The sequence below is a fragment of the Desulfobacter hydrogenophilus genome (assembly GCF_004319545.1).
In the GTDB taxonomy this organism is placed as follows: domain Bacteria; phylum Desulfobacterota; class Desulfobacteria; order Desulfobacterales; family Desulfobacteraceae; genus Desulfobacter; species Desulfobacter hydrogenophilus.
In genome coordinates, this window is the sequence record NZ_CP036313.1 from 3,628,695 (window position 1) to 3,652,992 (window position 24,298).

The following is a 24,298-nucleotide window of genomic DNA, read 5'->3' on the forward strand; positions in this document are numbered from 1 at the left end:
CATGGCCAAAAAACCACGTAAAGGCAGGGGTAGACCGTCCAGTATAGACCAGCTGCCCGAAGACGTTAAAATCAAAATTAACTCGGCGTTGAGGAATCGTGCCCTTACCCAGAAACGGATATTGGATGCCATCAACCCGGTGCTGGACATGCGGGGGGAAAAGCCCATCTCCAAGAGCGCCCTGGGTCGGTACGCCATGGCCGTGGAGGAAAAAGGCGCCATGATGCGGGAGGCCCGGGAGGCTGCCAATGCCCTGGTGGGCGGTCTGGGGGAGCAGAGCGGCACGGATCTTGGCCGGGCCGTTACCGAGATGGTCAAGACCCTGGCGTTTAACCTGGTGGCCAATGAGGGGGAGGTGGATGTGGATACCTTGAACAAGGTGGCGCTTATCTCCCAGCGCATTGAGCGGGCAAGTAAGGTCAGTCTGGAACGGGAAGAGCAGTTGAAAAGCAAAATACTTCAAAAGGCAGCTGACGAGGTGGAAGAAACGGCAAAGCAGCAAGGTATGGACAACAGTCAGGCGCAGTTCTGGCGTGAAAAGGTTCTGGGGGTGCGGTGATGGCCAAGCTTTTTGGAGACACCATCCGCATACTGGAGTGGGAGGAATTGCCGGACTCCGTTCGGGAGATTCCGAAGGACTGCAACCCGCTCGACCAAGGCCTTTTTATGGCGCACCAGGCCGAGTGGTGCAGTCTCATACATGCCCATCCGCTTTGCATTGCCGAAAAGGGCAGGCGTACCGGCATCACATATGCCACCGGTTTGGACGATACCATCACCGCTTCCACCACCCGCACGGACGGCGGAAGTGATATTTATTATATCGGGGATACAAAAGAAAAGGGGCTGGAATTCATCGGCTATTGCGCACATATGGCCAAGGTGATGGCCACGGCCATGGCCAAAGGGTGGGCTGGCATCGAGGTCTTCTTGTTCGAAGATCAGCAGCCGGATGGCGGTACCCGCATGATCAATGCATATCGAATTCGTTTTGCATCGGGGTTTAAAATCGTGGCCCTGTCTTCCAATCCGGCCAACATCCGCGGGCTTCAGGGTATTGTTAATATCGACGAGGCCGCATTTCATAAAAACGTGCAGGCAGTAATAGACGCTTGTAACGCCCTGTTGATATGGGAGGGGCGCATCCGCATTATTTCCACGCACAACGGGCAGAAGAACCCGTTCAACCAGTTGATACAGGATGCCAGGGCCAAGCTCAATCCCTATGAGGTGTTTCATGTCACCTTTGATGATGCGGTGGCCAATGGTCTGTATGAGCGGGTCTGTTTTGTGAAAGGGAAAGCGCCCACGCCTGAAGGGAAAAAGCAATGGTATGAACGGGTCCGAAAAAGCTACGGCACCAATACCGAGGCCATGAAAGAAGAGCTGGATGCCATCCCCAGAGAAGGCAGTGGCGTGGCCATTCCGGGTGTTCTGATTGAGCGCTGCATGTCCGAAGCCCGGCCCATTGTCAGACTGTCTCTGGATGACGGGTTCAAGCTCCGTGATCTGGAATACCGTGATTCATGGACCAATGCGTGGATGGATGAAAATATCAAGCCGCTGATCAAGCTGTTGAATCCGAAAAATGAGCATGTTTTTGGGTCTGATTACTCCCGATATTGCGACATGGCAGGATTTGCGCCGGTGGAAATCATGCAGGATTTGACCAGAAAGGTTCCCTGGGCCCTGGAGATGCACAACGTCCCCACCCGGCACCAGGAGCAGATTTTAAAATACATCATAGACCGGATTCCAAGATGGAAGTGCGGGGCCATGGATGCCACCGGCAACGGCTTGATCCTGGCGGAGTATCTGGCAGACAAATATGGATATGATCGAATCTTTTTGGTTATGCTCAACGATGCCTGGTACCGGGAAAACATGGAGCATTTTGTCCAGCTGTTCACCGACGGCATGATCGACTTGATGCGGGATGCGGATGTTAAAAATGATTTGCGGGCACTGGTGCGCATCGACGGTATTGTGAAGTTGCCGAAACTCAGGACGGCTGACACAAAAGACAATGAAATCAAGCGTCATGGGGATATGGCCATTGCTTTGGCTTTGGGTGATTTTGCCGCGTCGAAAGATCTGCCGGGCCGTAGGATGGAAGTCTCCATGGCCAATCCATGGCAAACAACCCGAATGTTTGAGGGGTATTGATGGAAAAGCGCGGGATATGGGTATCGCCCACGGAATATATAGACCTGTCGGAACTGAAATGGCCGGTAAGCAAGACGTCTGGGCTGCTGGGTGAAATATACGCAGGGGGCTCTGTGGGCGGGTTTGATCCGGTGGGGTGGCTGGGATTGCTGCCGGATCCGGATCCGGTGCTGCAGAAAACAGGAGATCTGTCGGCCGTGCTCCGGAGTCTGACCGCCGATGACAAGGTCATCTCCTCCATGCAGAACCGTAAGCTTGGCACCCTGAAGAAAAAAGATTACGGGCTTGACCCCGGCAAGGATGGGGACGAGGAGCCGGACAAGGCGGCTGTGGATCTGTGTGACGACCTGAAACAGGATCTTGAAGACATTGATCTGTACAATATTTTTTCCCAGATCCTTGATGCGCCGTTTTATGGGGCCACACCCGTGGAAATCATCTGGTACAAGGATGGCGGCAAGCTGCGCATCAAGGATTTGAGACCCCGACCCATGGAGTGGTTTGGATACGACGGGGATCACCGGCCGGTTTTCATGGGACCCCATGAGGGGATTCCGGAAGCGGCGGTGTATGAAAAGCTGGTGATGGTGCGGTATTTCCCCGATGCGGTGAACCCCTACGGCCTGCGCCTGCTGAGCCGGTGCCTGTGGCCGGTGGCCATCAAAAAGGGCGGGATACGCTTCTGGGCCACCCTGTGCGAGCGGTTTGGCATGCCCTGGGTGATCGGGCATGTGAACGGGGACGAAACAGAGAGAAACAAGGCGTTGTCCCAGCTCACCGCCATGGTTCAGAATGCCGTGGCAGTGGTGTCCGGGGATACCACCGTGGATATTGAATCCGCTTCCGGGTCCACCGGGGATCTGCACCCGAATCTGATAAAATATTGCGATACCTCCATTGCCCGGGCGCTCCAGGGTCAGAGCCTGACCAACGAGGGCACCAGCACCGGGTCCTATGCCGAATCCAAGACCAGCATGGAGTCGCTCACCGATTATCAGGAGGCGGATGAGCAGCTCATTGTCACCTTCATGAACCGCCTGGCCAAGCGGTACCGCAATGTAAACAACCCCATGGCAAAGGTGCCGGTATTCCGGTACCGGGAACCCGAGGATTATCAGGCCCTGGCAGATCTGGACACCAAGCTTTCAAGTCTGGGCGTGCAGTTTAAAAAAGAGCGGTTCACCCGGCGGTACCGGATGTCCGAGGATGAATTTGATATGCGACCAGGAAGCGAAGCAGCGGCCTCTGCGGTACCGACCGAAGGGCTGGGATTTGCAGGGGGCACGAATTTAGCACAGGGGACAGATTTAAAATCCATCCCGCCGGGCCAGGCCGAAATAGACGCTTTTTGCGACAAATTGACCAAAGCCGGGGCTAAGGGTGCCGGAAAAGCCAGAAAAGCAATTTTAGAGGCCATATCCGCAACCACAGACTATGAAGAGGCCGCCGTCCGTCTGCTGGAATTATATCCGGATCTGCACCAGGACGATTTTGAATCCCTGATGGAACGGGCCGAGCTCAATGCCTGTCTGTATGGCATGTACGCCGAAAAGGAGGAGAGCAATGGGTAAGGTTAAACCCCAGGCTCTGCCGTTCAAAGACGCACATGATTTCTGGAAGGAGAAGCTCCAGCTGTCCCCAAAGGAATATTATGCGCTGTCCGATGAGGCTAAAATGAAAGCCTTTGCCGTTTCCGGCATGGCCAGGGGGGATGAGCTTGCCATGGTGTATGAGGCCTTGACCCGGGCCATTGAGGGTAAGATCGGGTTTGAAGATTTTAAGAAGGGTCTGTCTGATGTGTGGGAGAAACGGGGCTGGACCGGGGTCAGTGCCTGGCGGGTGGATAATATTTTCCGCACCAATGTCCAGGCGGCCTACATGGCAGGCCGATGGAAACAGGCCATCCGGGCCGCCGGAACCAGACCCTACGGACAATACTCTGCGGTGCTGGACGTCCGTACCCGGCCCACCCACACGGCGGTGCACGGCATGGTTTATCCCCTGGATCATGCCTTCTGGGATACCTGGTGGCCTTTAAATGGATTCCGGTGCAGATGCACGGTGAAAACCCTGTCCGAACGTCAGGTGAAAAACCAGGGGTTGACCGTGCAGACCGAGGACATGACCGGCAAGCTGGTGGAACCGGTGGACCCGAAAACCGGCAACAAGGTGCCTGCCCGGCTGCTGATGCCGGATCCGGGGTTTACCTATCATCCGGGCAAGAGCGCCTTTGGGGGCATCACCCCGGCGGAGGGACCAGGTGGGCTTACGGACATTGGGATACGCACCTTTGAGAATTACAAGCGGCGGAAGATGGATAACCTGCCAGTTGCAGCCCATCACCGGTTTACAGATAAAGATCTGCTGGAGAATAAAGCCGATTATATGCAGCGCACCGGGCATGACAGCAAGGCTGCCGAAGCCCATTTTGTCAAAGCATTTTTGACAGAATTCGGTTTGAAGGCCGGGGAGGTCATGGTCTACAAAGACGTGCTGGGGGAGGCTGTGGTCATCGGCGAGGATCTGTTCAAGACCGCCGGTGGTAAGCTAAAGATCACGAAAAAAGGTCGGGAAAAGTACTTGAAGCTGCTGGCTCGAACCATCAAGGAACCGTATGAGGTGTGGCTGGTTCCCCAGAAAAATATACAAACGGGCCGGGTGATTCTTCGACGGCGGTATATCGCGGCATTTTCCGACGGTCCGGACAATAAGATCACCGGGTTTGCCACCTTTGATTATGACCGGCATGGCTGGGAGGGGGTGACGGCTTTTCCTCCGGACAAGATGGCATACACGGACGCACTGAGGAACGGGGCCTTGATTTATAAAAAATAGGGGAGTGCCGGGTCACTCCGCAACCCGGTACACCGCATGCGGTACGATGGGGCGGGTCCCCCGCATGCCGCGCCCCCATAAGGCCATACTATTGAGATTTTAAAGGAGAGTCAATGGGTAACTGGATTGAGATATGCAAGGCCGGGACATGGACGGCCAAAAACGGCGAACAGGTGACGTTGTCCACCGGGGATCTGGACGGTATTGCCAGCGCCTATAATCCCACCGAGCGTGAGGCTCCCCTGGTATTTGGGCACCCCGAGGATAATCACCCGGCGTTTGGATGGGTGGATCAGTTGAAACGCACCGGGGATATCCTTCTGGCCCGGTTCAAGCAGGTGCCGGAAACAGTTAAAGACCTGGTGAAAGCCGGGCATTATAAAAAAGTGTCCATCTCCCTGATGGCAGACAAGAAGACCTTGCGGCATGTGGGGCTTCTGGGTGCTGTACCCCCGGCGGTGCCGGGGCTTGCGGATGTGATGTTTCAAGGGGAAGATGGTGTAACCATAGAATTTTCTAACCCGGATGCAACCCGGAAAGAGGAGAAGACACACATGGAGCTGGAAAAACTAAAGAAAGAACTGGAAGCGGAAAAAGAGGCCAGGAAAACCGCAGAAACCAAGGCGGCTACTGCAGAAACAGAGCTGTCCCAATCCCGGCAAAAGACCCTGGAGGCAGAGATTGGAACCCGCATAGACAAATTGGTGGGCAAACAGATCCTGGCCGGTGACAAACCCCTGGTGAAAGAAATTGCCCTGGCTCTGGGCAAAGAAGGCACAGAGATTGAACTGTCTGCAGGTAAAGGCAAAAAGAGCCTGTCCTCCCATCTGTTTGACTTTTTGCAGGGATTGCCGGACCGGGGGCTTTTGACCGAGTTTTCCGCACCGAATGCCGGGAGAGAAACGGATGCACCAGACATGCCCGCCTTGATGAGCCGGGTGTGATTCGCTGGTAACACAATTTATAGCTGGCCACCTTGTGGCCGTTTAAGGAGAATGTATGCACAACGCGAAAATCAGCACATTGACTGTGCAGGTAAAGACCGTCCGGGCACCTGGCCATGACCAGATGCTTTTCGCCATGAAGCTGGCAGCCAGCCAGGGAACCCTGCGTGCAGGGGCCTTGCTGTCTAAAAACAGTTCCGGGCTTGGCGTCCCCTACGTAGATCTGACCCAGGTGCTTGGTACCGGAGACGGATCCACCAAAGCGTACACCGGCACGGTGACCGGAGCCCCGTTGGAACCGGGCAGTGTGGTGGTCACCGACGGGGTGGAAGCTTTTGCCGATGACGGTATGGGGCGGCTCACCGGGGATGCCGGGGGATCCGGCACCATAAACTGCAAGACCGGAGCCATCAGCGTGTCCTTTAATGTCAATGTGGTGAACGAGACGGATATCACCGTCACCTCAAGCCGGAAAATTGCCGGCGTACTGGATATGGATGTGGATACCACCAAAGCCATTGACGGCACCCTGGTGGTACATGGAACGGTAAAAGAGGCCATGCTGACCAAGGGCACCACTCCGGTGGCCTGTGTGGCTGCAGACTTTGAACGGCTCAGGGATCGCGGGATTTACCCGGTTTAACAAGACGGGGAGGAGGTTTAAATCCGTCCCCAGCCATAAGGAGAATTTAACATGTTGCATTCCGAAGTCCTGGCCCTGTTTGGCAAACAGACCCAGGTTAAAACATTCGCAGCCCTGCCACCGTTGGAAAGTACCGTCATGGATACGGTGTTTAAAAACAGGCTTCAGCATCCCATGGCCATGATCGGCATCAAGGATATCATTGAGATCACCCAGACCACCCCTGTGATCAGCCGGTCCGCCCCGGCGGTGCCGGTGTCCGATGGCAGTTCCAGTTACAGCTTTATTGAGCCGCTGGCATTGAACCCCAGTGATTTTATCTCTGCCAGGGAACTCAATGATTTGAAAACATGGGGCATTGCCACCCGGGAGGTATGGCTGCAATCCAAACAGGAAAAACTGCGACGTATTGTGCGCAGATCCAGTGAGGGCATTGCGACAACGGCGCTGTCCGGTACCGTGTCCTGGCCGTTAAAACTGGAATCCGGGGGGTGGGATACTTATCAGGTGTCCTATGGCTCTGTGCTTTCCTATACCCCGGACAAAAAATGGGATGCCGACGGTGTGCTGATTGCCGACGTGTACGATACCCTGATGAAAATGCGCAGGGAAATCCGAAAAAAAGGATATGGCGGCACCATTGAGATCTGGGCCGGAGATGATGTTTATATGGCCCTGATGAAGATTGTGGACAGTGTAAAGTCAACCATCAAGCAGAACATCCGCCTGGAAAAGGTGGAAGCAGGTATTGACGTGGGCGGGTATCTGGTCAAACCCATGGATGAGACATATCAGAATCCCCAGACCGGCGCGGCGGTGGACAAGGTGGCGGCACACAAGCTGTGCATGATCGCCCTGGATGCCGGGCATGCCCTTTATTACTGCGCACTGGATGATCTGGATGCAAACCTGCAGCCCCTGCCGTTCTTTATGAAGCCCATTGTAAAACAGAATCCATCGGGGATTGATGTGCTGGGCATGAGTAAGCCCTTGCCGGTGATCAACCCCAACGGTATTTGCTGGGCTGAGCTGGCGGCGGAATAACGGTATTGACAGGAGGCAACCTCATTTTTAAGTGGGTTTATATCCCGGATTGAAAATCTGAACGCGACGAAAATCCATTGGAACGGGGACGGATTTTAAATCCGTCCCCATGACACAAAATCAACGGGACGGATTTAAAATCTGTCCCCAGGACAGGCAAGGGCAGGCAGAATATGACGGTTTTATACTGCACGGAAACGGATTTAAAGGAGTATCTGCTCCAGGCATATCTGGACAAGATAGAGCAGATTAACCCCGGCACCGTGGGTCGAACCCTTTCGAATGTATCCCTGGAAATCCGGGAGGCCATTCTCCAGGGGGAGCACACCATCCCGGAGACAGAGTCATCTGCGGTTTTAAAGCGCATTTGTGCGGTGATAACCGCCTGGCGGTGTGTGGGGGATATCACCAGCCTCATGAATACGGAAGCGGGTTCAAACAACGAATGGATACCCTTGCAGCGGCTGTTTGACCAGTCCCGGAAGGATCTGGACAGTATCCGTTCCGGGAAATTGATGCCCTACCCTGAAACAGATGCAGGTGACCCGGGTATCAGTGTGTCTGCACCTGCGGTGTTGTTCGGGCCTGACACCTGGGGGCTTTTTTAATGGCCGGGGCAAGCTTCAGCATGGATTTTCACCGGATCAACAGGGTGCTTGGCAGCGCTGTGACTGTTTTAAACGACCGTCAGGAACTGGCCGAAACCCTGGGAGAGCAGTTTGTATCCGCCACCCTGGGACGGTTTGAAACCGGGACTGGACCCGACGGGGAGGAGTGGGCGAAATCAGCCAGGGCTGAAAACGAAAGCGGACGAACCCTGGTGGACAAAGGGGGGCTGAAGGGCTCCATTAACTATGAAGCATCGTCCACGGCGGTGGCTGTGGGGACATCGGATCAGGTTAAGGGGGCCATCCACCAGTTCGGAGGCACCATCAAACCAAAAAGCGCAGGAGCCTTGAAATTCAAGACTCCCAACGGGTTTGTGATCACAAAGAAAGTGGAGATACCTGCCCGGCCCTACATCGGGCTGAACCAGGAAGATGTGGATGAGGCAGCGGAAACCATCCGGCTATTTATGCAGCGGGGGCTTGGGGGAAGATGAGAACATTCGCAAAGACAGTCATCACAGAAGCGGCGGTAAGAGCCGGATTGCCGGAAACGGCGGTGATGGACCAGCCGGACAGGGAAACCTTGTTGTTGCCGGAAAAGCGGCTGCAGCTGGGTTATCTGACTCAGCTCTTTGCAAGAAAACCCCGGCGCATTGCCCGCATGGCATCCACAGAGAATCCGGGCACCTATCGAACCCTGCGCGAAGCGGTGTATGAAACCACCCTGACCATTCGGGCAGACGTCAGATCCGATGACGAGGCATGGCTGGAATCCTTTGTGGGCAGCTTGCTAATGGAGTTGCCCTACAAAATAGCCAATGCGGATAATAACCTGGTGCGGGTACAGGCAGTTCGTGCCGTTCGGGGCGGGTTTGCCTCCAAAACGGTGGAAGTCTTTACCAAGCGGGCCAATGCCCTGCACATCACCTTCACCGGGCTGGTTTGCCGGGATAGTGAGGTGCCGTTGATCAAGGAGGTTAATTTCTTTTGAAGGGTAAGATCCTCTACAGCTATTTTCCCGGTGGGCCATGGTATGACCCCACGGGAACCACCTCCGGACGCGACTGGTCTCTGGTGATTGAATGCCAGAATCCCATGGATGCTGAATCTCTGGTGAGGATTAGCAAAGATATTCTGCAGATATATCCCTGGGCCACGGCACGACTGGACGGCAGGTGGCCGGTTGTTTTGGACAGTCCGGTGATTCTGGCGCAACTGGATGTCTTTTTTAGCGGGGGCATAACCAAGGTTTCTGAGGCGTTCTCAAGTCAGATAACCGCCGGGATTGGAGAGGCATGTTTACGGCTGGACGGCGGATGGGTTTTGGGAATTAACGGTGGCATGATCATGGCCGACGGGCTGATCTATAAAGACCTGTCCTTGAACGGCAAGTGGTCAGTGGTCACCGACAGCAATATTTTATTGTCTGCCACGGGCTGGCGGATACGCATTTGATAAAGGAGACAACATGAGCAAGACAACGAAAAAGCAGGAAGCCCCCACGAAAGCAGCGGGCGCAAAGAAACCCGCACCGGCGGCAAAACCGGCACCGGGGACCATGGAAGACATTGACGACCTGGCAGCACAGATGGGTATCCCTGACTGGGAAAGGCAAGGGCTCTTCCGGGCCGCTGGATGGGCACCCGGGAAGCAGGTGACGGACGCCCTGTTCACCACTGCCCTGGTGCAGTTCCGGGCCAGACGTATGGGCGCAGGCAAAATCTAAAAGGAGATGAATCATGGGTGACGTACTTGAATATATCGTTGACGGGACCAGTGGACTGGCACCCGGCGGCGTGGAAGGGTCCTGTATTGTTGCAGGTGTCTGCAGCACCGGGACCGTTGGCAAGGGGTATCTGCTGGGGAAATCCAGTGATCTGGACGGGCTTTTGGGCACCGGTCCTCTGGTGGATCGGCTCCGGGATCTGTTTGCCACCGGCGGGCAGGCTCCCATTGCCATTGCCGTGCCGGTGACGGGATCGGCCGGCGGGCAAATTGCAGAAGTGGAGCACACCGGGGATGGCCCGGAAGGCGCGGCCACCGGGGTTGCCGTGGGCAATGCCGATGCCGTTGTGGAAATTGTGGAAGGCGGCGCACTGGGTACGGCCACCGCCAAGGTGTCCGAGGATGGCGGCACCACCTGGGGAGACACCGAAGCTGTGGCGGTGAACGGACAGATTTCCATAGGCACCACCGGTGCCACGCTGACCCTGGCTGCAGGCACCCATGAGGTGGGGGATACCTATGAATTTTCCGTACGGGCACCCATTGGCCCTGTCACCAAGACAGGCAGCGGCGGCCCGGATGTCACCCTCACCGGCACGGTGAAGGCGGCGGCGGATCTGGTGTTGAAAATCATGAGCGCCGGGGCGCTGAACGTGGCCACCTATCAGCTCAGCCTGGACGGGGATTCTTTCGGCCCCACCAAAACCGTGCCGCTTAACGGACAGATCGTGGCTGGAGATACCGGGGTAACCATCACCGTGGCATCGGGTGTTGATCTGGTGGCAGGCGTGATCTATGAATGCCGTCTCCTGCCCCCGGTGCCGTCCATAACTTCTGTGATGACAGCCCTGGAACAACCCTTGAGCCTGTTTGATGTGGAGTTTGTTTATGTGGTTGGGCCGTCGGATTCTGTGGATTGGGCCGCCATGGGTGCCAAGGCGGATACATTATGGAACGCCCATCGTCCCACCTTCTTTCTGGCAGAGGCCAGACTGCCCTATGCCAGTGAAGATCTGAACGAATGGACCGCAGCCATGGTGGTGGAAAAACAGGGGTATGCCCACCGATTTGTATCCGTGTGTTGCGCCTTTGGCGAGGTGACAGACACCCTGGGCTATACCCAGTTCCGGAACTGGGCCGGATTGATGGCGGGCAAGATTTTGTCAATTCCGGTGATGCGGGCCACGGGGCGTGTCAGGGATTCCGGGATCTCCCAGGGCAGTCTGCCCGATGATTTCACCGAGGGCATGCAAAAGACCCTGGAGACTGCAGGCTACGCCACGGCCAAGTATTATGCGGGCCTGAGTTCGGCGTACTGGGGGGATGCCAAGACCCTGGCCGATGTCACCAGCGATTATCAATACATTGAAGTGTTGAGGACGGTGTTCAAGGCTGTCAGAAAAGCCCGGATTGCAGCGCTCAAGAGCATGTATGACGAAGCGGGCGATCCCCTGGCCGAGGGCGGCGCATCTGGCCTGAACTATCTCAAGGCCAATATCGAAATGGCGTTAAACACCATGAAGGCGGCCATTCCCCATGAACTGGCGGACTATGTGATCACCATCCCCGACGGTCAGGACATCGTCAATAACGGTGTGGCCGTGGAGATGCAGCTCATTGGCATCCCCATTATCCGACAGATCAAGCTGTACGCCAGCTACATTTATGCGGGCAGCGGCTTTGACCCCAGACTGCAATAGGAGACCTGAATAATGGCAATTAATGGAAATTACTACGACTGGGAGAGCGTGGAGATTCAACTCCAGCCCTCCGGCGTGGCCATAGGCATCGCGGAAATCAGCTACAACGACGAACGACCCGTGGAAGCCAGATACGGCAAGGGAGCCATCCCCCGGGGATTTGGCCGAAAGAATTATAAGGCATCCGGGAGCATGACCCTGGACAAGGACGAAGCCGAGCTTTTAAAGCTGGGTCTGGGGGGCTCGTTCTACAGCAACAACCCCTTCCCTGTCATCGTGTCCTATTCCAACCCGGACCGCCCGGTTATTGTGGATATCCTCCCGGACTGCATGATTACCAAGGCAGATACATCGGGCAAGCAGGATGACGACAACGTGGGGGTGATCAAACTGGATTTTATCATTTTGAGCCCCATCAAGTGGAATGGCATAGCGGCGTATCCCACGACCTAAGCGGGTTTGAGTGATGTTCCCGAAACAGATTTCGGGAACATCATCTGCATCCCTGGGACACATCCCGCCGGGGGACAGATTTAAAATCTGTCCTCATCCATCGGCCCGGATCTTCCCGGTGGCTTTAAACCCGGCATGACTTTTTATCATCGGGGACAGATTTAAAACCTGCCCCCACCATCAAACGGAGAATATCATTATGGCCCAGACGTCCCCCATCGAAAACACTGAAGAACAGGCAGCCACAGGCCCGAAATACAAAGCATTCACCCACGATTTTTTTGACTCATTTTCAGAACAGGACGTGTCTGTGAGCCTGCGGTTTGCCCAGCCAGGGGCCAAATCCACGGAGCGGGCACAAAAGCAGATGATGAAATCGCCCACCCTGGCACTAAAGAACCTGTGCGCCGGGTCTGTGCACCCCGACGACAAGGCCTTGATGACAGAGAAATTTGAGGCCTTCCCTGGTCTTGCCTCCACGTTTGGGGGCGCTTTGCTCAAAGCGTGCGGGTTTGGTGATCTGGGAAACTGATCCGGGAAGCACGGGCGGATCTGACACGGAGCAACGTCGCGCAGTATGCGGTATTGATCAGATATTGGCTCCGGGAATCACCGGATGCAGACCCGGAAATATTTGCGGAGCAGGCCGCCGGAGCTTTGTGGATGGAAGAGCGGTATTTTAAGAGTATGAATCACCGGAGTTGATCGCCGGAGTCGATCGCCAGGGTTGATTTGTCGGGGGCAAAATGTCGGGGACGGATTTAAAATCTGTCCCCACGACACGAGGAGGAAGGATGGACACAGTTTTTTCAGTGCAGGCGGTCATGAGCCTGATAGACAATATCACCGCTCCCTTGCGGGCGGTGAGAAACAGCATGGGGGACACCGAGCGGGCCGCTGGCGGTATGGCTGCCCGCATGGGTGTCGTTACCAAGGCCATGCTGCCCCTGGCTGTGGCTGCTGGTATTTTTCTGGGGGGGATCACCGGGGCAGCGGCGGCGACTGTCGAGACGCAATCTGCCTTGGGGGAACTGGCATCTGTCGGCATAACTGATTTAAACCGTCTTTCAAAGGCTGGAGAGCAGTTTTCCTGGCAATGGGCCGGAACCACAAAGGCAGAATTTATCTCTGCAGCATATGATATCAAATCCGGGATTTCGACGCTGACCGACGCAGGCGTGGCAGAGTTTACCAAGCTGGCAGCTTTAACCGGCAAGGCCACAAAGTCTACAACGGCGGAAATGACAAGCCTGTTCGCGACTGGATACGGGATCTATAAGGAGATGTACTCCGACCTTTCGGATATTGATTTCGGGAAGGTGTTTTCGGCTGGCATATCATCAAGCGTCAAGAATTTTAAAACAACGGGGTCCGGCATGGCCCAGGCTATATCACAATTGGGCGCTACAGCCACGACAGCAGGCGTTTCCATTGCTGAACAATTCACGATGCTCGGGATGCTCCAGGCAACAATGACTGGCAGCGAAGCGGGGACAAAGTATAAAGCTATCATGCAATCCGCAGCAGGTGCAGGTGAAAAATTAGGGCTGCAGTTCATGGATTCAAACCGCCAACTGCTATCCATGCCAAAGATACTTACCGCGTTGAAGGGCAAATATGGAGCCACTTTGGATGCCATGGAAAAAATGGATATCCAAAAAGCTTTCGGCACCCATGAAGCCATGGCGGTAATAGACCTTTTGTATGGAAAAATAGAGGGTTTGGAAGGGAATATAACAGGCATGGGTGAGGCTATGAAAAACGGAAGCAACGTAACTTCATCCATGGCGGACACAATGAATCGAGACCTGGGGGCTTTATATCAACTCAACCGCCAGAGATTCCACAATTTGAAAGAAATTATCGGGAATATATTCACTCCTGTGATGCTGTTTTTGTCTACATGTCTTGGGAATGTACTGAGTTTGCTCTCATTTATTGCCGCGACCAAAGTGGGGAAGGCCTTTATTTCCATTGCTGCGGTTGTGTCAGTGGCTATTGTCGCCTTCACCGCATTCACCGCGGTGTGCGCGCTTTCCGGAATCGTCATTCCTTTTATCACCACGGCCCTGGCCGGGCTTGCCATGGCCATTGCTGCGGTGTCCTGGCCGGTGTGGGCAGTGGCGGCGGCGGTGGCTGCGCTGTATCTGTCCTGGAAGAAAAACTTTGGGGGTATTGCAGATATCGTAACAGGCTGGTGGAACAAGATCAGTCTGGTATTCCGGGGGGTGCGGGCGGTGTTTGCGTCGCTTAACGGCACCCATGGGATGATTGAGGGCGAGCTTGCTAAAGAAATCAAGGCCGCCGGGCTGGTGGGGCTTATCACCACGGTTTCCCGGGTGGTTTTCCGGATTCAATCGTTCTTTTCCGGGCTGTGGGATGCCATAAAGTTCTCCGTGGCCGGGGTTGCGGATATTCTGCGCCCGGTTTTTGAGAGCTTCATGGGGGCGGTGTCTCCGCTTTTGGATATTTTTAAGGCGGTGGGGTCTGCCATCGGCCAGGTGGTGAGTGCATTGTTCGGCTTTACTGCTTCCACTGACGTTTCCGGGTGGCGTACATTTGGCGAGGTCATCGGTATTGTGGTGGGCGCTGCTTTTCAATTGCTGGCATGGGCGGTGCGCATTGCACTGGTGCCATTGCAGCTGGTGTTTGATGTGGTGGGCGTACTGCTGAAAGCGTTTGTAATGCTGGGTGAAGGTATCGGCACGGCCTGTGGCTGGATAGTTGAGAAATTTACAAGCCTGTGGGCCACGGCCAAAGAAAAGGTGGGCGGCATCGGCGGTATATTTGATGCCATGGTGGCGGCTGTAAAGTGGGCCTTCATGAACCTGACACCGGTGGGCTGGTTGATCCAGGCCTTCACCGGGGTATCTGAATTCTTTGACAGTGTTGATTTCTCCGAATCCGGGGCCAAGATGATGCACACCCTGGCTGACGGCATCAAATCTGCTTTGATGGTTCCCGTGGATCTGGTGAAATCGGGTCTGAGTAAGATCAGAGACCTGCTGCCGTTTTCCGATGCAAAGGAGGGTCCATTGTCTGCCCTGACCGCATCTGGCCGGGCCATGATGGACACCCTGGGTGCCGGGGTTCGGGGGGCAGCTCCCGGGTTGGCTGCCAGCGTTAAGGGGGCCGTGGCCGGGGTGACCGCTGCCATGGTGATTGCTGCTCCCGGCATGGCGGATATTAAGTCTCCGGTTGTGAACCAAATTAAGCCTCCTGTCATGGCAGATATCCAAACACCTGCCCTGGCGGATGTCCAGGCACCGACCATGCCCGAACTTGAGGCACTGACCCTGCCAGGCATAGCAGCACCGACGGTGGATGAGATCAAACCTCCTGTCATGACAGACATCCAAACGCCTGCCCTGGCGGATGTCCAGGCACCGACCATGCCCGAACTTGAGGCACTGACCCTGCCAGGCATAGCAGCACCGACGGTGGATGAGATCAAACCTCCTGTCATGACAGATATCCAAACACCTGCCCTGGCAGATGTCCAGGCACCGGTCATGCCGGAACTTGAAGCATTGACCCTGCCAGGCATAGCAGCACCCACGGTGGATGAGATTAAACCCCCTGCCATGGCAGATATCCAAACGCCTGCCCTGGCAGATGTCCAGGCACCGGTCATGCCGGAACTTGAGGCATTGACCCTGCCAGATATGCCAGAGCCCGGGAATTTGCCGGGGCCGGATACAGGCACGACCTCAGACACAGCCGGGAAGCAACAGGAAGGCTCCCGGGCATCGTCCGAACAATCCGGAGAGGGCAAAACAATCATCCAGAACCTTACCGTGAATTTGTCCGGGGTGCAGAACGCAGAAAGCTTTATGGCGCAGCTGAAACAAATGGTGGAGGCCCACGATGTCTGATGGGTTACTTGAATTCGGCCACGGCGCGGTATTGCTGGACGGGACCGAGTTGCCGGGGATCTTTAAAAGCCAGGCCATAGCCGGGTCTGTGCGGTTTGACACCGCCAAGCCCGACGGCCTGTCAGGCACTGCCAAGACTCCGCTCGGCTGGGAAGACGCAGATATCACCCTGGTGATTGATCTGATTTCAGACTCCCAGACCAGACCCTATATCGCCGGGAGCAACTGTTATGACAAACTGAACCAGATCAACGCCATTTTCAAGGGGTATGACAACGGGTCTAACCCCAAGGTATATGAGGTGGATAATGCCCATGTCCTGGCCAGGGGTATCAGTCACGTGGTTTTTTCAGGGCTCTATTCCCGGGAGAGCGCCCGGGACGATATCATCCAGGTGACTTTGAATTTCGTAGAACATACACCGCCGGTTCAGGTGGCTGAAAAACGGGTGGTTGGCTCAGACGCAGCTACAGAAGCTGCCCCGGCAGCCACCACCACCAGCGCAGCGGCGCCGGATGAAACCATAATGGTGGACGTATCATGAACATCACCGGCATCAGAACCCGGCTGATCATTGGCGGGCAGGAGTACCTGAGAATCCCTGAAATGTCCCTGGATTATCGGCGGCATGCCCCCTTATCTGTAGCTCAAGTGACCTTGGCCGATCCTGGCGGGGATATATTCAAAAGCCTTTCCCCGGGTACGGCCATGGAGATCCATCTGGGATACAGAGACCAGGAGGCCGATGTGTGGACGGGCACGGTGCAACGGGTAACTCCGGATCGAAAGCCAGACCAAGTCCGCATGACCGGCGTGGGCGGTGAATTACCGCTGTCCGAAACCCTGATCACCAAAAGCTGGGAGAATGAAACTCCGGAAGCCATCGTCACGTATTGTGTGGGCCAGACGGGCCTTCCCCCGGGTAATATAGATGCCACCGGGATTATATTCCCCCGGTTCGTGGCAGCGACCATACCGGTGTGGCAGGTGGCCAGGCAGTGTGAGCATAGCTGCCACCGGGGGTTCGGGCGGGACATGGACACCTGGGATTTATGGATGGACAAGGCCGGGTCTGTTCACTGGGGGGATTCTGACGAGGACGGAGATATCCCTGTCATTGCCACCGCTGGGGGAGTAATTTCCCACGCACCGGCAACGGCCCCTTTGACCGAGCTGTCCATGGTGGAAACCTTCCTGCTTCCCGGGTTTCGCAGATGCGGAAAATTCCAGCTGACGGATACCCGGCGTGGCATTGATGACGTCTTCCGGGCGCGGGTGGTGCGCCATGTGGTTCAGCCCAACAAAATCAGAACCTATATATGGTATGGGGCGGAATATGGAAAATATTGATCTTAAAGCCCTAATGAAACGGGCGGTGGAGCTGGTAATGCCGGATTTGCGCAGCTATTACCGGGTGGTGAGAAAAGCCCGGGTGGTAAAAACATATGCATCCGACGGCACCTACTGGGCCGATGTCCAGCCCTTGAGAAACGATGAGTCCGACGACCCGATGGAGCCTGTGGTCCCCAAGGTGGAGATCCCGATAATATGGGCAGGTCCCCAGCGGGGGGTGGTGTGCCCGCCCATGGTGGGGACACGGTGTGATCTGGCCTATTATGACGGGGACCCTGATTATCCCCGGTTGTCGAATTTTCGCTGGGAGGGGATGAAAGCCCCGGTCATTGAGGTGGGCGGGTTTATTATCCAGCAGGAGGCAGGTGTGCATATAAAAATCGACGCTGGAAAGAACATAGAGATCAAAACCCCTGGCAATATCACACTTGTGGGTGCCAGGATTGATCTGAACCCATAACGTAAAGGAAGATTATATGCCGGCAGCACACAGACATCAGGACACATGCACCGGGCACGGGTGCTATCCGCCCCGGGCAAACGTGGCCGCCAGCCCGGATGTGTTTGTAAACAGTCTTGGCTGGCATCGGGTGGGGGACGCCTGGGGCGTACACTGCTGAGGCCCCCCCTGACACGGGGGATCTGCTGCCGGGGGCAGCGCAACGGTATTCGTAAACGGCAAGGCTGCCTGCAGGATCGGTGATCCGGTGAATTGTGGCAGCAGCATGGCGACAGGGAGCGGCAATGTCTTTGCAGGATGATAAATTTGGGCAGGATATACGGCTGGACGAAAACATGCAGGCCATGGTGGCCGCCAATGGAGAGCTGTATCTCACCGACGGGGTTGATACAGGGTGTCAGGATATTAAATTGCGCCTGTTCACCCCCCTGGGGAGTCTGTTCTATGACAATGCCTTCGGTTCCAAGGTGTATCTGTGGGTGAAGGATGAAAATCATCTGGCTGGACGGTTGGCATTTTGCGGCGAGGTGGTCCGGCGGATGCGCATGGATCCCCGGGTGGTGCCTGGTTCAGAGGCCTGCAGTATCCTGTCATGGGATCATACGGGGATAACGGCGGCGGTGTCGTGGCGGTTCATAGACGTGACACACGCCCAGAACTTGGTGATAGAAGTGGGCACCGACAACATGGAAATGGTGATTAAAGATGTCAGTACCGATTGATAAGACCCTGGATGAGGTTCGGACAGATTTGTTTTCAAGGATATCCGATGCCCAGAGCAACGGGTACCTGCCCCAGCTGCTGAATTTGAATAAGGGAGTGGTGCGGGGACTGATAGAGATCTGGGCCTGGGGTCTGTGGCAGATGTATCAGTTTATGGTGGTGGTTTTTAAACAGCTGTTCCCCACGCTGGCCACCGGTACATGGCTGGATCTGCATTGCAGTCAGGTGGGGGTCACCAGGCAGGTAGCCACCCGGGCTGTTGGGATGGTTTCTTTCTCCCGGCTGGAAGCTGCAGGCAATGTCAATATTCCCATGGGTACTGTGGTCAGGACAAAACCCGATGGTGCCGGGACCATGCAGCGCTTTTTGACGGTGACTGCGGTGATCCTGCCAGAGGGCGCACTATCGGTTTTATCGGAAGTTAAGGCCCAGGATTACGGCCGGGAGGCCAACGTCACGGCGGGCATGATATCCGAAATCATCACGCCTGTTGCGGGCATTGACAGTGTTACCAACGCGGTGGACTGGCTGGCGACGGAGGCGGTGGATAATGAAACAGACGACGCATTACGCCAGCGGTACATCCTGGCCTGGAAGAATATCAACGGGTCCACCAAATACGCTTATGAATCATGGGCCAGAAGCGTGACCGGGGTAGTGTCTGCCCGGATAATGGACAGGCATCCCCGGGGAATGGGCACGGTGGATGTCATTATTCGGGGATCTGCCGGGGTGCCAAGCGCTGACCTGATCGCCCAGGTAGACGCGGTGGTGCAGGCCAGTCGGCCCATTAATGATGATGTACTGGTCAGGGGGCCTGTCCCCGTCCCGGTGGATGTTATTGCCGAGCTGGTGCTGGCATCCGGCACCCCATCATTGATCCTGGCAGAAGCAGAAAGCCGGGTGCGGGCTATGTTCGCCAACCCGCCGGTTCTGGATGATGTCACCCCGGTGTATGTCGGGGATGACTTGACGCTGGACAGGTTTGTGCTGGTCATGATGGCGGTGTCCGGAGTGAAGGAGATTATTTTCGCTGATCCGGTGGAGACCGTGGTTGTCCCGGCGGATGGCCTGGCGGTGCTTGCCGGAGTCACGCTGTCCTATTCCTTTGCAAGTGAGGCGTAATGGGCGTTTTCTGGGGATATTTCAAGGATACATTGCGGTTCCCGCTGATCTGGGCGGATGGGCCATTGGCGGCGCTGGTCCGCGGGGCTGCCGGGGCGCTGGATGCGTGCCGGGAGGATGTGGCAGCTATGCGCACAAGCAGCCTGCCGGATAGGTGCGAGGATGTGTATCTTCGCAGGATCTCAGATGGCAGGGGGTTGTCAAGGTGGGAGAGCGAGGATGATGCACTGTGGCGCTTCCGCACGGAGACGGCTTTCCATCTGCACATGACGTCCGGGAGACGGTCGAGCATCGAGGAGATGTTTTTGCTGGTAGGCATAAACGCCCGCATTGTTGAGCCAGGAGACGCAGCCAGGGACTGGGCGGCAGCGGGCGGTATGGTTCTGGATGGGACGTGGGTCGTGGGTGTGCATGCCCTGGATGGCCTGCATGATCTGGATGGTACCTGGCTGGTGGGGGGTGCAGACGCAGTGATCCAGCCCATGGGGGCAGTGGTGGGCATGCTGGCGCTGGACTGGGCAGAGTTCGGGGTGGTGATGGATCTGGGCGATGCTTCTAAATGGGATACATTGGCCCGGCGCATCGTGTATGAGTTCAAACCGGCACGCAGTATGCCCGTGTGGGGATATGCGCTGGGCATGGAATTCGGGACGGACGTGGCGGTTGGTCTATCAATGGCCATGACAAAGGAGTTCGACGTCTCCCAGTCGTTCAGTGCCACTATGGACTTGGCCATGAGCCAGGTGGGAGAAGCGCCCGAAGACTATCTCTATGCCAGGGTGGGTGAATCATTGCTGCGCCTGGACAACGGCTGGGTGCTGGGCAAAAACCCGATGATGATTATGGCGCAGGGCACATCATACAAAGACTTCAAGGTTGACGGCACATGGATGGTGTCAGATGGCAACGGGCTTGCTCTGGCTGACAAGGTCATCACTGTAATTGCCTGATAACAGTTGAATATAACCGGCGGCGTGGATTTGATCCCGGCTTTGTCTACAACGAAGGATAAAAGCAATATAGGCAGGCATGTGCTTTTATATCAAACATGTAATAAGGAGCGATCATGGCAGAACCAATCACAACAAACGGGCACAGACAGCGCCTGGCGGCATTCTTTAAAAACGGCACCGGGTTGTCGGTGATATCAAAAATGGCCTTCGGAGACGGGGGGTATGCAGGGGAGAGTGTGATCGAGCCGGATCCGGCACAGACCGCCCTGAATTCGGAATTGATGCGCAAGAACCTGTCCCTGGTGCTCCAGGATGACGCATACTCCGTCACCGGCACCGGGGTTATTCTTAAAGCAGAGCTCAACGGGCAGAGTATATCCGAGGCGGGTTTGCTGGACGCGGACGGGAACCTGGTGGGCTTTAAAAACTTTGCGCCGAAGATAAAAGAAAGCGACGAAGAGTATGAAATTAAAATCAAGCTCAAATTTTAACAGACAGAACGGGAGGATGGAAAGATGACGTTACCTCACACAAACATAACCCCCATACCGGAAACAGAGCCCCCGGCAGTGCCGAGCTTGTGGAATACCCGGTATACGGAAATCGACGAGAACTTCACGGATCTTGAAGAGCGGGTGGCCCAGAACGAATCAGATCTCGACGGGGTGGATGTGGACATGCAGAACGCTGTGAATGCAGGGTTAAGCGTGGCCATGGACGCGGCGGGGCTGGCAAATCGGGAGCTGGAAAGATTTAAAACCGTGCGCATGCAGGAAGGGGATGTCACTATCCTGAACCGGGGAGTTATCTCCGGGTGTGCCGTGACGCGGGTACCGGATGAGGCAAGCGGCGGTACCCGGAACTTGGATTTTGCAGGTGGCAAAGCGTTTGGCTTCGGCACTGTTTTCGGCAAGTCGGCACAGGAAGACGCAACGGTGGTGCCATCCAATGATGGTGCGGCATCGGCTGTGTGCTACGTGTATCTGGTGATCGACAACTCGGGTGTGGTGCAATGCGACTGCACCGCCCTGGGGGAGTCGGTACCCGATAACGGCATCGAACTGTACCGGGTGACCGTTCCGGCGGGCAACAACGAGACCACAGATCCGTACCTGGCAGCTGTCACGCTCACCGATACACGGCGTTTGGAGCCCCAGTGGCCGCTGATCGCATCAAACCCGGCCTGGGCATATATTGCCTTGCAGAATATTCTGCCGGACGGGGAGTATGCCGTTTACACCGAGATCACTTCCTTTGTGGGCGGAGAACAGCAATGTGGGCGGGCACGCGTTGAAGACCGGCTTAAAAACGGATTTAAGTTGTACATCACAGGCGCCGCGGACACGGTGCGGGTGCGCTACACCGCCACCCGGATCAGAACATAAAAAGGAGATAAATATGGAACTCAATCGTTTTGGATCTGGGCCGTATCTGGCCTTTACTGAAGAGGGGACGGTGTTATCCCATGGGGACAGCATCGTTGATTGTGCCGCCTGGCAGGCGGATGACCAGGTGACCGTGGACGTCTGTATGGATGCCGATGGAAAATTGAAATTCGGTGTGGAGGATGCCAGAGTGTATGTGGCGAACATCGTTATACCCGGGAAACAATATGTTGATCAGACCCTGGTGGATGCCGAAGGTGTGCCTATGCTGGATGAAAACGGCATGGAACAGCTGGAGCGCGTGGCGCTGCCCCTGGACATGGGTCAGGTGATCGGCAACCTATGGACATTGCCAGCTGAGGATATGACGTCAGCGACTGACGTCTTGGCGGGTTAGCCCCGGGTGAAACCCCGGGCGGGGCAACAACAAAAGAGCCGGCAAAAATCAGAACCAAAATAAGACACGCATGAAAATGTGACACACATAAATAGGAAATCAAAATGATAATTTTCGCAAAAGATAGTCTCCGGGCATCCGTGGAAGCCGCAACCGGCGGAAAAACAACCGTATTATACGACGACAAAGGCTACCCGTCATACATGACGGTGATTCCCAAGTTCAACGTGGAAGACATCGACGCTGGCCTGGGCACCGGCGTACACCCGGCATTCGTTGTCGGTGGGGTAGAAAAATCGGAATTCTTTTTCGGACAGTATCCGGCCATCGTGAAAGACGGGCGTGCGCTGTCATTGCCCGGGGTGGACCCCGCGACGTCGATTGATTTCGACAATGCCCGGGCGGCATGCGTGAATAAAGGTGCAGGCTGGCACATGCTATCGAATTGGGAGTGGGCGGCCGTGGCGTTATGGTGCATCAAAAACGGGTTCGAGCCCCGGGGGAACACGTATTACGGCAGGCACCATGATCAGGTGCATGAGCGGGGCCGTAGGCAGGATGGCATTGCGCCGGGGACTGCATCCGGTACGGCACGCACATTAACCGGCTCAGGCCCGGCATCATGGCGGCATGATAATACCCTGGCTGGTGTGTCTGACATGGTGGGAGATAATTGGAAGTGGGTTGACGGAATGAAGTTTGTAAACGGCGCTATTTACATGCCCAATGATAACAATTTTAATGCAGACGAGGCCGACTGGGTCGCGCAGGGTGTGCAGGCCTCGGAAGATGGTGCCGGTGTGTACAAGCTGGGAGCATTGGCAGATACGCTGCCGGCTGTCGGAAGCAAAAGTGTTGCCCTGTGGAAAAGCATTTTGACCACGACCGCATATGATGCACTGTCGTCTGCTACAAAATTGCGCATGCAGCAGGCTTTAATCGACCCGTTTTTTGCAGATGACCCGCTGGGGGCATTTTATTTTGATGTCGATGGAGAACGGGTCCCGCTCCGTGGCGGCCATTGGAACGCCACGTCCGATGCCGGGTTGGGCTCGCTGTACTTGCACAACGGCCGGTCCAGCGTGAGCCCGTACGTCGGGTTTTTCCCCGCTTTTATCGCCTGATTATCTGAAATCTGAAACCCTGAATATCTGAAAAGGATTTTTAAGACATGTCCAGTACATACGGAAGCCTCAAAATACAGCAAAAGTGGGAAGACATGACCGTGTACGCCTATGTGGCGTTGCGCCAGATGCCCAAGAGCGAGCGGTTTACGTTGGGTGCGGAGATCCGGTCTAAGCTGTGGTCGGGGTTTCAGTTGATCATTAAGGCCAACGCAAGCAGAAACAAAATGCCATTTCTGTTTGAGATAGACGTGGAGATAAAAACCCTGCTGGCACTTACCAGGGTGGCGTATGGCATGAAGATCATTCCGTTCAAACAGTATGAGCATCTGTCCGTATTGCTGGTTGAACTGGGCAAAATGCTCGGAGGCTGGATGAAGTATGGCAGATCTTAGCACGGCGGGCCTTAAAGATGTCAGGATAAAGTAAGCGAAACGCGCTGACATTCAAAGATTTTTTAACGAATGCCCCCGAGGTATTCATGGGTAGATGCAGCACACAGTAACACACAGGGATGAGGCCCTATGGTCCCGCTCCGTGGCGGCAATTGGAACAACACGTCCAATGCCGGGTTGGGCAATCTGAACTTGAACAACGTCCGGTCCAACGTGAGCACGTACCTCGGGTTTTTCCCCGCTCTCCTCTACGTCAGATGCTGTCTGGCCATGGCCGGGCAGTCAGCACAGAGGGAAAAGGAGGCCTCAGTCCTTCCCGAAAGGGAAAATATATATCTGGCCCGGCGGCGAGTAAGCGCGTATTGACGCGCCCAAAGTGGCCGGGCTTCT

Annotated in this window: 28 protein-coding genes and 1 pseudogene; all 29 read left to right on the plus strand. The window is 55.7% G+C overall.

Going from position 1 to position 24,298, the window contains the following annotated elements; all coding sequences use genetic code 11:
* The first annotated feature begins 1 nt into the window (after window position 1).
* The 29 genes and pseudogenes from EYB58_RS16180 (at window position 2) to avd (ending at window position 23,908) form a co-directional block, all read left to right on the plus strand.
* A complete protein-coding gene (locus tag EYB58_RS16180) occupies window positions 2–559 on the plus strand; it encodes a DUF3486 family protein (RefSeq protein ID WP_111959817.1) in 558 nt (185 codons plus the stop codon).
* Window positions 559–2,166, plus strand: coding sequence for a hypothetical protein (locus EYB58_RS16185; protein WP_111959819.1), 1,608 nt, complete (start codon window positions 559–561; stop codon window positions 2,164–2,166). Before EYB58_RS16180 ends, EYB58_RS16185 begins: the two co-directional genes overlap by 1 nt.
* Complete coding sequence (locus tag EYB58_RS16190) at window positions 2,166–3,737, plus strand: phage portal protein family protein (RefSeq protein WP_111959821.1); 1,572 nt, start codon at window positions 2,166–2,168, stop codon at window positions 3,735–3,737. Before EYB58_RS16185 ends, EYB58_RS16190 begins: the two co-directional genes overlap by 1 nt.
* Window positions 3,730–5,001 (plus strand): PBECR2 nuclease fold domain-containing protein, encoded by a 1,272-nt coding sequence (locus EYB58_RS16195; RefSeq protein ID WP_163354583.1) that lies wholly within the window; start codon window positions 3,730–3,732, stop codon window positions 4,999–5,001. Before EYB58_RS16190 ends, EYB58_RS16195 begins: the two co-directional genes overlap by 8 nt.
* Before the next feature lie 113 nt (window positions 5,002–5,114).
* Window positions 5,115–5,945, plus strand: coding sequence for a hypothetical protein (locus EYB58_RS16200; RefSeq protein WP_111959825.1), 831 nt, complete (start codon window positions 5,115–5,117; stop codon window positions 5,943–5,945).
* A 55-nt stretch (window positions 5,946–6,000) separates the two neighbouring features.
* Window positions 6,001–6,588, plus strand: a complete 588-nt coding sequence (locus EYB58_RS16205) for a hypothetical protein (protein ID WP_111959827.1) — start codon at window positions 6,001–6,003, stop codon at window positions 6,586–6,588.
* A gap of 51 nt (window positions 6,589–6,639) precedes the next feature.
* Window positions 6,640–7,632 carry a major capsid protein gene (locus tag EYB58_RS16210; protein ID WP_111959829.1) on the plus strand — a complete coding sequence of 331 codons (993 nt, stop codon included), beginning with the start codon at window positions 6,640–6,642 and terminating at the stop codon, window positions 7,630–7,632.
* Between the two features lie 173 nt (window positions 7,633–7,805).
* Window positions 7,806–8,240, plus strand: coding sequence for a phage protein Gp36 family protein (locus EYB58_RS16215; RefSeq protein WP_111959831.1), 435 nt, complete (start codon window positions 7,806–7,808; stop codon window positions 8,238–8,240).
* Entirely contained in the window at window positions 8,240–8,734 is a 495-nt protein-coding gene (locus EYB58_RS16220) for a phage virion morphogenesis protein (RefSeq protein ID WP_111959833.1), read from the plus strand. Before EYB58_RS16215 ends, EYB58_RS16220 begins: the two co-directional genes overlap by 1 nt.
* The gene (locus EYB58_RS16225) at window positions 8,731–9,231 is read left to right on the plus strand and encodes a hypothetical protein (protein ID WP_111959835.1); all 501 of its coding nucleotides are present in this window, start codon (window positions 8,731–8,733) and stop codon (window positions 9,229–9,231) included. The genes EYB58_RS16220 and EYB58_RS16225 overlap by 4 nt, the downstream gene beginning before the upstream one ends.
* On the plus strand, window positions 9,228–9,695 hold the full coding sequence (locus tag EYB58_RS16230; protein WP_111959837.1) for a hypothetical protein: 468 nt from the start codon (window positions 9,228–9,230) through the stop codon (window positions 9,693–9,695). The genes EYB58_RS16225 and EYB58_RS16230 overlap by 4 nt, the downstream gene beginning before the upstream one ends.
* Before the next feature lie 13 nt (window positions 9,696–9,708).
* On the plus strand, window positions 9,709–9,966 hold the full coding sequence (locus EYB58_RS16235; RefSeq protein WP_111959839.1) for a hypothetical protein: 258 nt from the start codon (window positions 9,709–9,711) through the stop codon (window positions 9,964–9,966).
* Between the two features lie 13 nt (window positions 9,967–9,979).
* On the plus strand, window positions 9,980–11,665 hold the full coding sequence (locus EYB58_RS16240; RefSeq protein ID WP_111959841.1) for a DUF2586 domain-containing protein: 1,686 nt from the start codon (window positions 9,980–9,982) through the stop codon (window positions 11,663–11,665).
* Between the two features lie 12 nt (window positions 11,666–11,677).
* Entirely contained in the window at window positions 11,678–12,118 is a 441-nt protein-coding gene (locus EYB58_RS16245; RefSeq protein ID WP_111959843.1) for a hypothetical protein, read from the plus strand.
* A gap of 199 nt (window positions 12,119–12,317) precedes the next feature.
* The gene (locus tag EYB58_RS16250) at window positions 12,318–12,650 is read left to right on the plus strand and encodes a DUF6848 family protein (protein WP_111959845.1); all 333 of its coding nucleotides are present in this window, start codon (window positions 12,318–12,320) and stop codon (window positions 12,648–12,650) included.
* A 262-nt stretch (window positions 12,651–12,912) separates the two neighbouring features.
* Complete coding sequence (locus EYB58_RS23555; RefSeq protein ID WP_207309070.1) at window positions 12,913–15,993, plus strand: phage tail tape measure protein; 3,081 nt, start codon at window positions 12,913–12,915, stop codon at window positions 15,991–15,993.
* Window positions 15,986–16,537, plus strand: a complete 552-nt coding sequence (locus EYB58_RS16260) for a hypothetical protein (RefSeq protein ID WP_111959847.1) — start codon at window positions 15,986–15,988, stop codon at window positions 16,535–16,537. The genes EYB58_RS23555 and EYB58_RS16260 overlap by 8 nt, the downstream gene beginning before the upstream one ends.
* Window positions 16,534–17,343 (plus strand): hypothetical protein, encoded by an 810-nt coding sequence (locus tag EYB58_RS16265; protein WP_111959849.1) that lies wholly within the window; start codon window positions 16,534–16,536, stop codon window positions 17,341–17,343. The genes EYB58_RS16260 and EYB58_RS16265 overlap by 4 nt, the downstream gene beginning before the upstream one ends.
* Window positions 17,330–17,806, plus strand: coding sequence for a hypothetical protein (locus EYB58_RS16270; RefSeq protein WP_207309071.1), 477 nt, complete (start codon window positions 17,330–17,332; stop codon window positions 17,804–17,806). The genes EYB58_RS16265 and EYB58_RS16270 overlap by 14 nt, the downstream gene beginning before the upstream one ends.
* Window positions 17,807–17,822: 16 nt before the next feature.
* Window positions 17,823–17,966 carry a PAAR domain-containing protein gene (locus EYB58_RS23560; RefSeq protein WP_207309072.1) on the plus strand — a complete coding sequence of 48 codons (144 nt, stop codon included), beginning with the start codon at window positions 17,823–17,825 and terminating at the stop codon, window positions 17,964–17,966.
* A gap of 69 nt (window positions 17,967–18,035) precedes the next feature.
* Window positions 18,036–18,107: pseudogene (locus EYB58_RS24815) on the plus strand (hypothetical protein); the annotation flags it as partial.
* Window positions 18,091–18,528 carry a baseplate assembly protein gene (locus EYB58_RS16280; protein WP_111959851.1) on the plus strand — a complete coding sequence of 146 codons (438 nt, stop codon included), beginning with the start codon at window positions 18,091–18,093 and terminating at the stop codon, window positions 18,526–18,528. The pseudogene EYB58_RS24815 and the gene EYB58_RS16280, both read left to right, overlap by 17 nt.
* Window positions 18,512–19,654, plus strand: coding sequence for a baseplate J/gp47 family protein (locus EYB58_RS16285; protein WP_111959853.1), 1,143 nt, complete (start codon window positions 18,512–18,514; stop codon window positions 19,652–19,654). Before EYB58_RS16280 ends, EYB58_RS16285 begins: the two co-directional genes overlap by 17 nt.
* Complete coding sequence (locus tag EYB58_RS16290; RefSeq protein WP_111959855.1) at window positions 19,654–20,604, plus strand: phage tail protein; 951 nt, start codon at window positions 19,654–19,656, stop codon at window positions 20,602–20,604. Before EYB58_RS16285 ends, EYB58_RS16290 begins: the two co-directional genes overlap by 1 nt.
* A 116-nt stretch (window positions 20,605–20,720) precedes the next feature.
* Window positions 20,721–21,098 (plus strand): phage tail-collar fiber domain-containing protein, encoded by a 378-nt coding sequence (locus tag EYB58_RS16295; RefSeq protein WP_111959857.1) that lies wholly within the window; start codon window positions 20,721–20,723, stop codon window positions 21,096–21,098.
* 24 nt (window positions 21,099–21,122) lie between these two features.
* Window positions 21,123–21,992, plus strand: a complete 870-nt coding sequence (locus tag EYB58_RS16300) for a hypothetical protein (RefSeq protein ID WP_111959859.1) — start codon at window positions 21,123–21,125, stop codon at window positions 21,990–21,992.
* Between the two features lie 13 nt (window positions 21,993–22,005).
* Window positions 22,006–22,389, plus strand: a complete 384-nt coding sequence (locus EYB58_RS16305) for a hypothetical protein (protein WP_111959861.1) — start codon at window positions 22,006–22,008, stop codon at window positions 22,387–22,389.
* Window positions 22,390–22,493: 104 nt separating this feature from the next.
* Complete coding sequence (locus EYB58_RS16310) at window positions 22,494–23,513, plus strand: hypothetical protein (protein ID WP_111959863.1); 1,020 nt, start codon at window positions 22,494–22,496, stop codon at window positions 23,511–23,513.
* A gap of 47 nt (window positions 23,514–23,560) precedes the next feature.
* A complete protein-coding gene (gene avd / locus EYB58_RS16315; RefSeq protein ID WP_111959865.1) occupies window positions 23,561–23,908 on the plus strand; it encodes a diversity-generating retroelement protein Avd in 348 nt (115 codons plus the stop codon).
* The last annotated feature ends 390 nt before the right edge of the window (window positions 23,909–24,298 follow it).

Coding starts and splice junctions, on each gene's coding strand:
- EYB58_RS16180 (WP_111959817.1), top strand. CDS start 2: ATGGCCAAAAAACCACGTAAAGGCAGGGGTAGACCGTCCAGTATAGAC.
- EYB58_RS16185 (WP_111959819.1), top strand. CDS start 559: ATGGCCAAGCTTTTTGGAGACACCATCCGCATACTGGAGTGGGAGGAA.
- EYB58_RS16190 (WP_111959821.1), top strand. CDS start 2,166: ATGGAAAAGCGCGGGATATGGGTATCGCCCACGGAATATATAGACCTG.
- EYB58_RS16195 (WP_163354583.1), top strand. CDS start 3,730: ATGGGTAAGGTTAAACCCCAGGCTCTGCCGTTCAAAGACGCACATGAT.
- EYB58_RS16200 (WP_111959825.1), top strand. CDS start 5,115: ATGGGTAACTGGATTGAGATATGCAAGGCCGGGACATGGACGGCCAAA.
- EYB58_RS16205 (WP_111959827.1), top strand. CDS start 6,001: ATGCACAACGCGAAAATCAGCACATTGACTGTGCAGGTAAAGACCGTC.
- EYB58_RS16210 (WP_111959829.1), top strand. CDS start 6,640: ATGTTGCATTCCGAAGTCCTGGCCCTGTTTGGCAAACAGACCCAGGTT.
- EYB58_RS16215 (WP_111959831.1), top strand. CDS start 7,806: ATGACGGTTTTATACTGCACGGAAACGGATTTAAAGGAGTATCTGCTC.
- EYB58_RS16220 (WP_111959833.1), top strand. CDS start 8,240: ATGGCCGGGGCAAGCTTCAGCATGGATTTTCACCGGATCAACAGGGTG.
- EYB58_RS16225 (WP_111959835.1), top strand. CDS start 8,731: ATGAGAACATTCGCAAAGACAGTCATCACAGAAGCGGCGGTAAGAGCC.
- EYB58_RS16235 (WP_111959839.1), top strand. CDS start 9,709: ATGAGCAAGACAACGAAAAAGCAGGAAGCCCCCACGAAAGCAGCGGGC.
- EYB58_RS16240 (WP_111959841.1), top strand. CDS start 9,980: ATGGGTGACGTACTTGAATATATCGTTGACGGGACCAGTGGACTGGCA.
- EYB58_RS16245 (WP_111959843.1), top strand. CDS start 11,678: ATGGCAATTAATGGAAATTACTACGACTGGGAGAGCGTGGAGATTCAA.
- EYB58_RS16250 (WP_111959845.1), top strand. CDS start 12,318: ATGGCCCAGACGTCCCCCATCGAAAACACTGAAGAACAGGCAGCCACA.
- EYB58_RS23555 (WP_207309070.1), top strand. CDS start 12,913: ATGGACACAGTTTTTTCAGTGCAGGCGGTCATGAGCCTGATAGACAAT.
- EYB58_RS16260 (WP_111959847.1), top strand. CDS start 15,986: ATGTCTGATGGGTTACTTGAATTCGGCCACGGCGCGGTATTGCTGGAC.
- EYB58_RS16265 (WP_111959849.1), top strand. CDS start 16,534: ATGAACATCACCGGCATCAGAACCCGGCTGATCATTGGCGGGCAGGAG.
- EYB58_RS16270 (WP_207309071.1), top strand. CDS start 17,330: ATGGAAAATATTGATCTTAAAGCCCTAATGAAACGGGCGGTGGAGCTG.
- EYB58_RS23560 (WP_207309072.1), top strand. CDS start 17,823: ATGCCGGCAGCACACAGACATCAGGACACATGCACCGGGCACGGGTGC.
- EYB58_RS16280 (WP_111959851.1), top strand. CDS start 18,091: ATGTCTTTGCAGGATGATAAATTTGGGCAGGATATACGGCTGGACGAA.
- EYB58_RS16285 (WP_111959853.1), top strand. CDS start 18,512: ATGTCAGTACCGATTGATAAGACCCTGGATGAGGTTCGGACAGATTTG.
- EYB58_RS16290 (WP_111959855.1), top strand. CDS start 19,654: ATGGGCGTTTTCTGGGGATATTTCAAGGATACATTGCGGTTCCCGCTG.
- EYB58_RS16295 (WP_111959857.1), top strand. CDS start 20,721: ATGGCAGAACCAATCACAACAAACGGGCACAGACAGCGCCTGGCGGCA.
- EYB58_RS16300 (WP_111959859.1), top strand. CDS start 21,123: ATGACGTTACCTCACACAAACATAACCCCCATACCGGAAACAGAGCCC.
- EYB58_RS16305 (WP_111959861.1), top strand. CDS start 22,006: ATGGAACTCAATCGTTTTGGATCTGGGCCGTATCTGGCCTTTACTGAA.
- EYB58_RS16310 (WP_111959863.1), top strand. CDS start 22,494: ATGATAATTTTCGCAAAAGATAGTCTCCGGGCATCCGTGGAAGCCGCA.
- avd (WP_111959865.1), top strand. CDS start 23,561: ATGTCCAGTACATACGGAAGCCTCAAAATACAGCAAAAGTGGGAAGAC.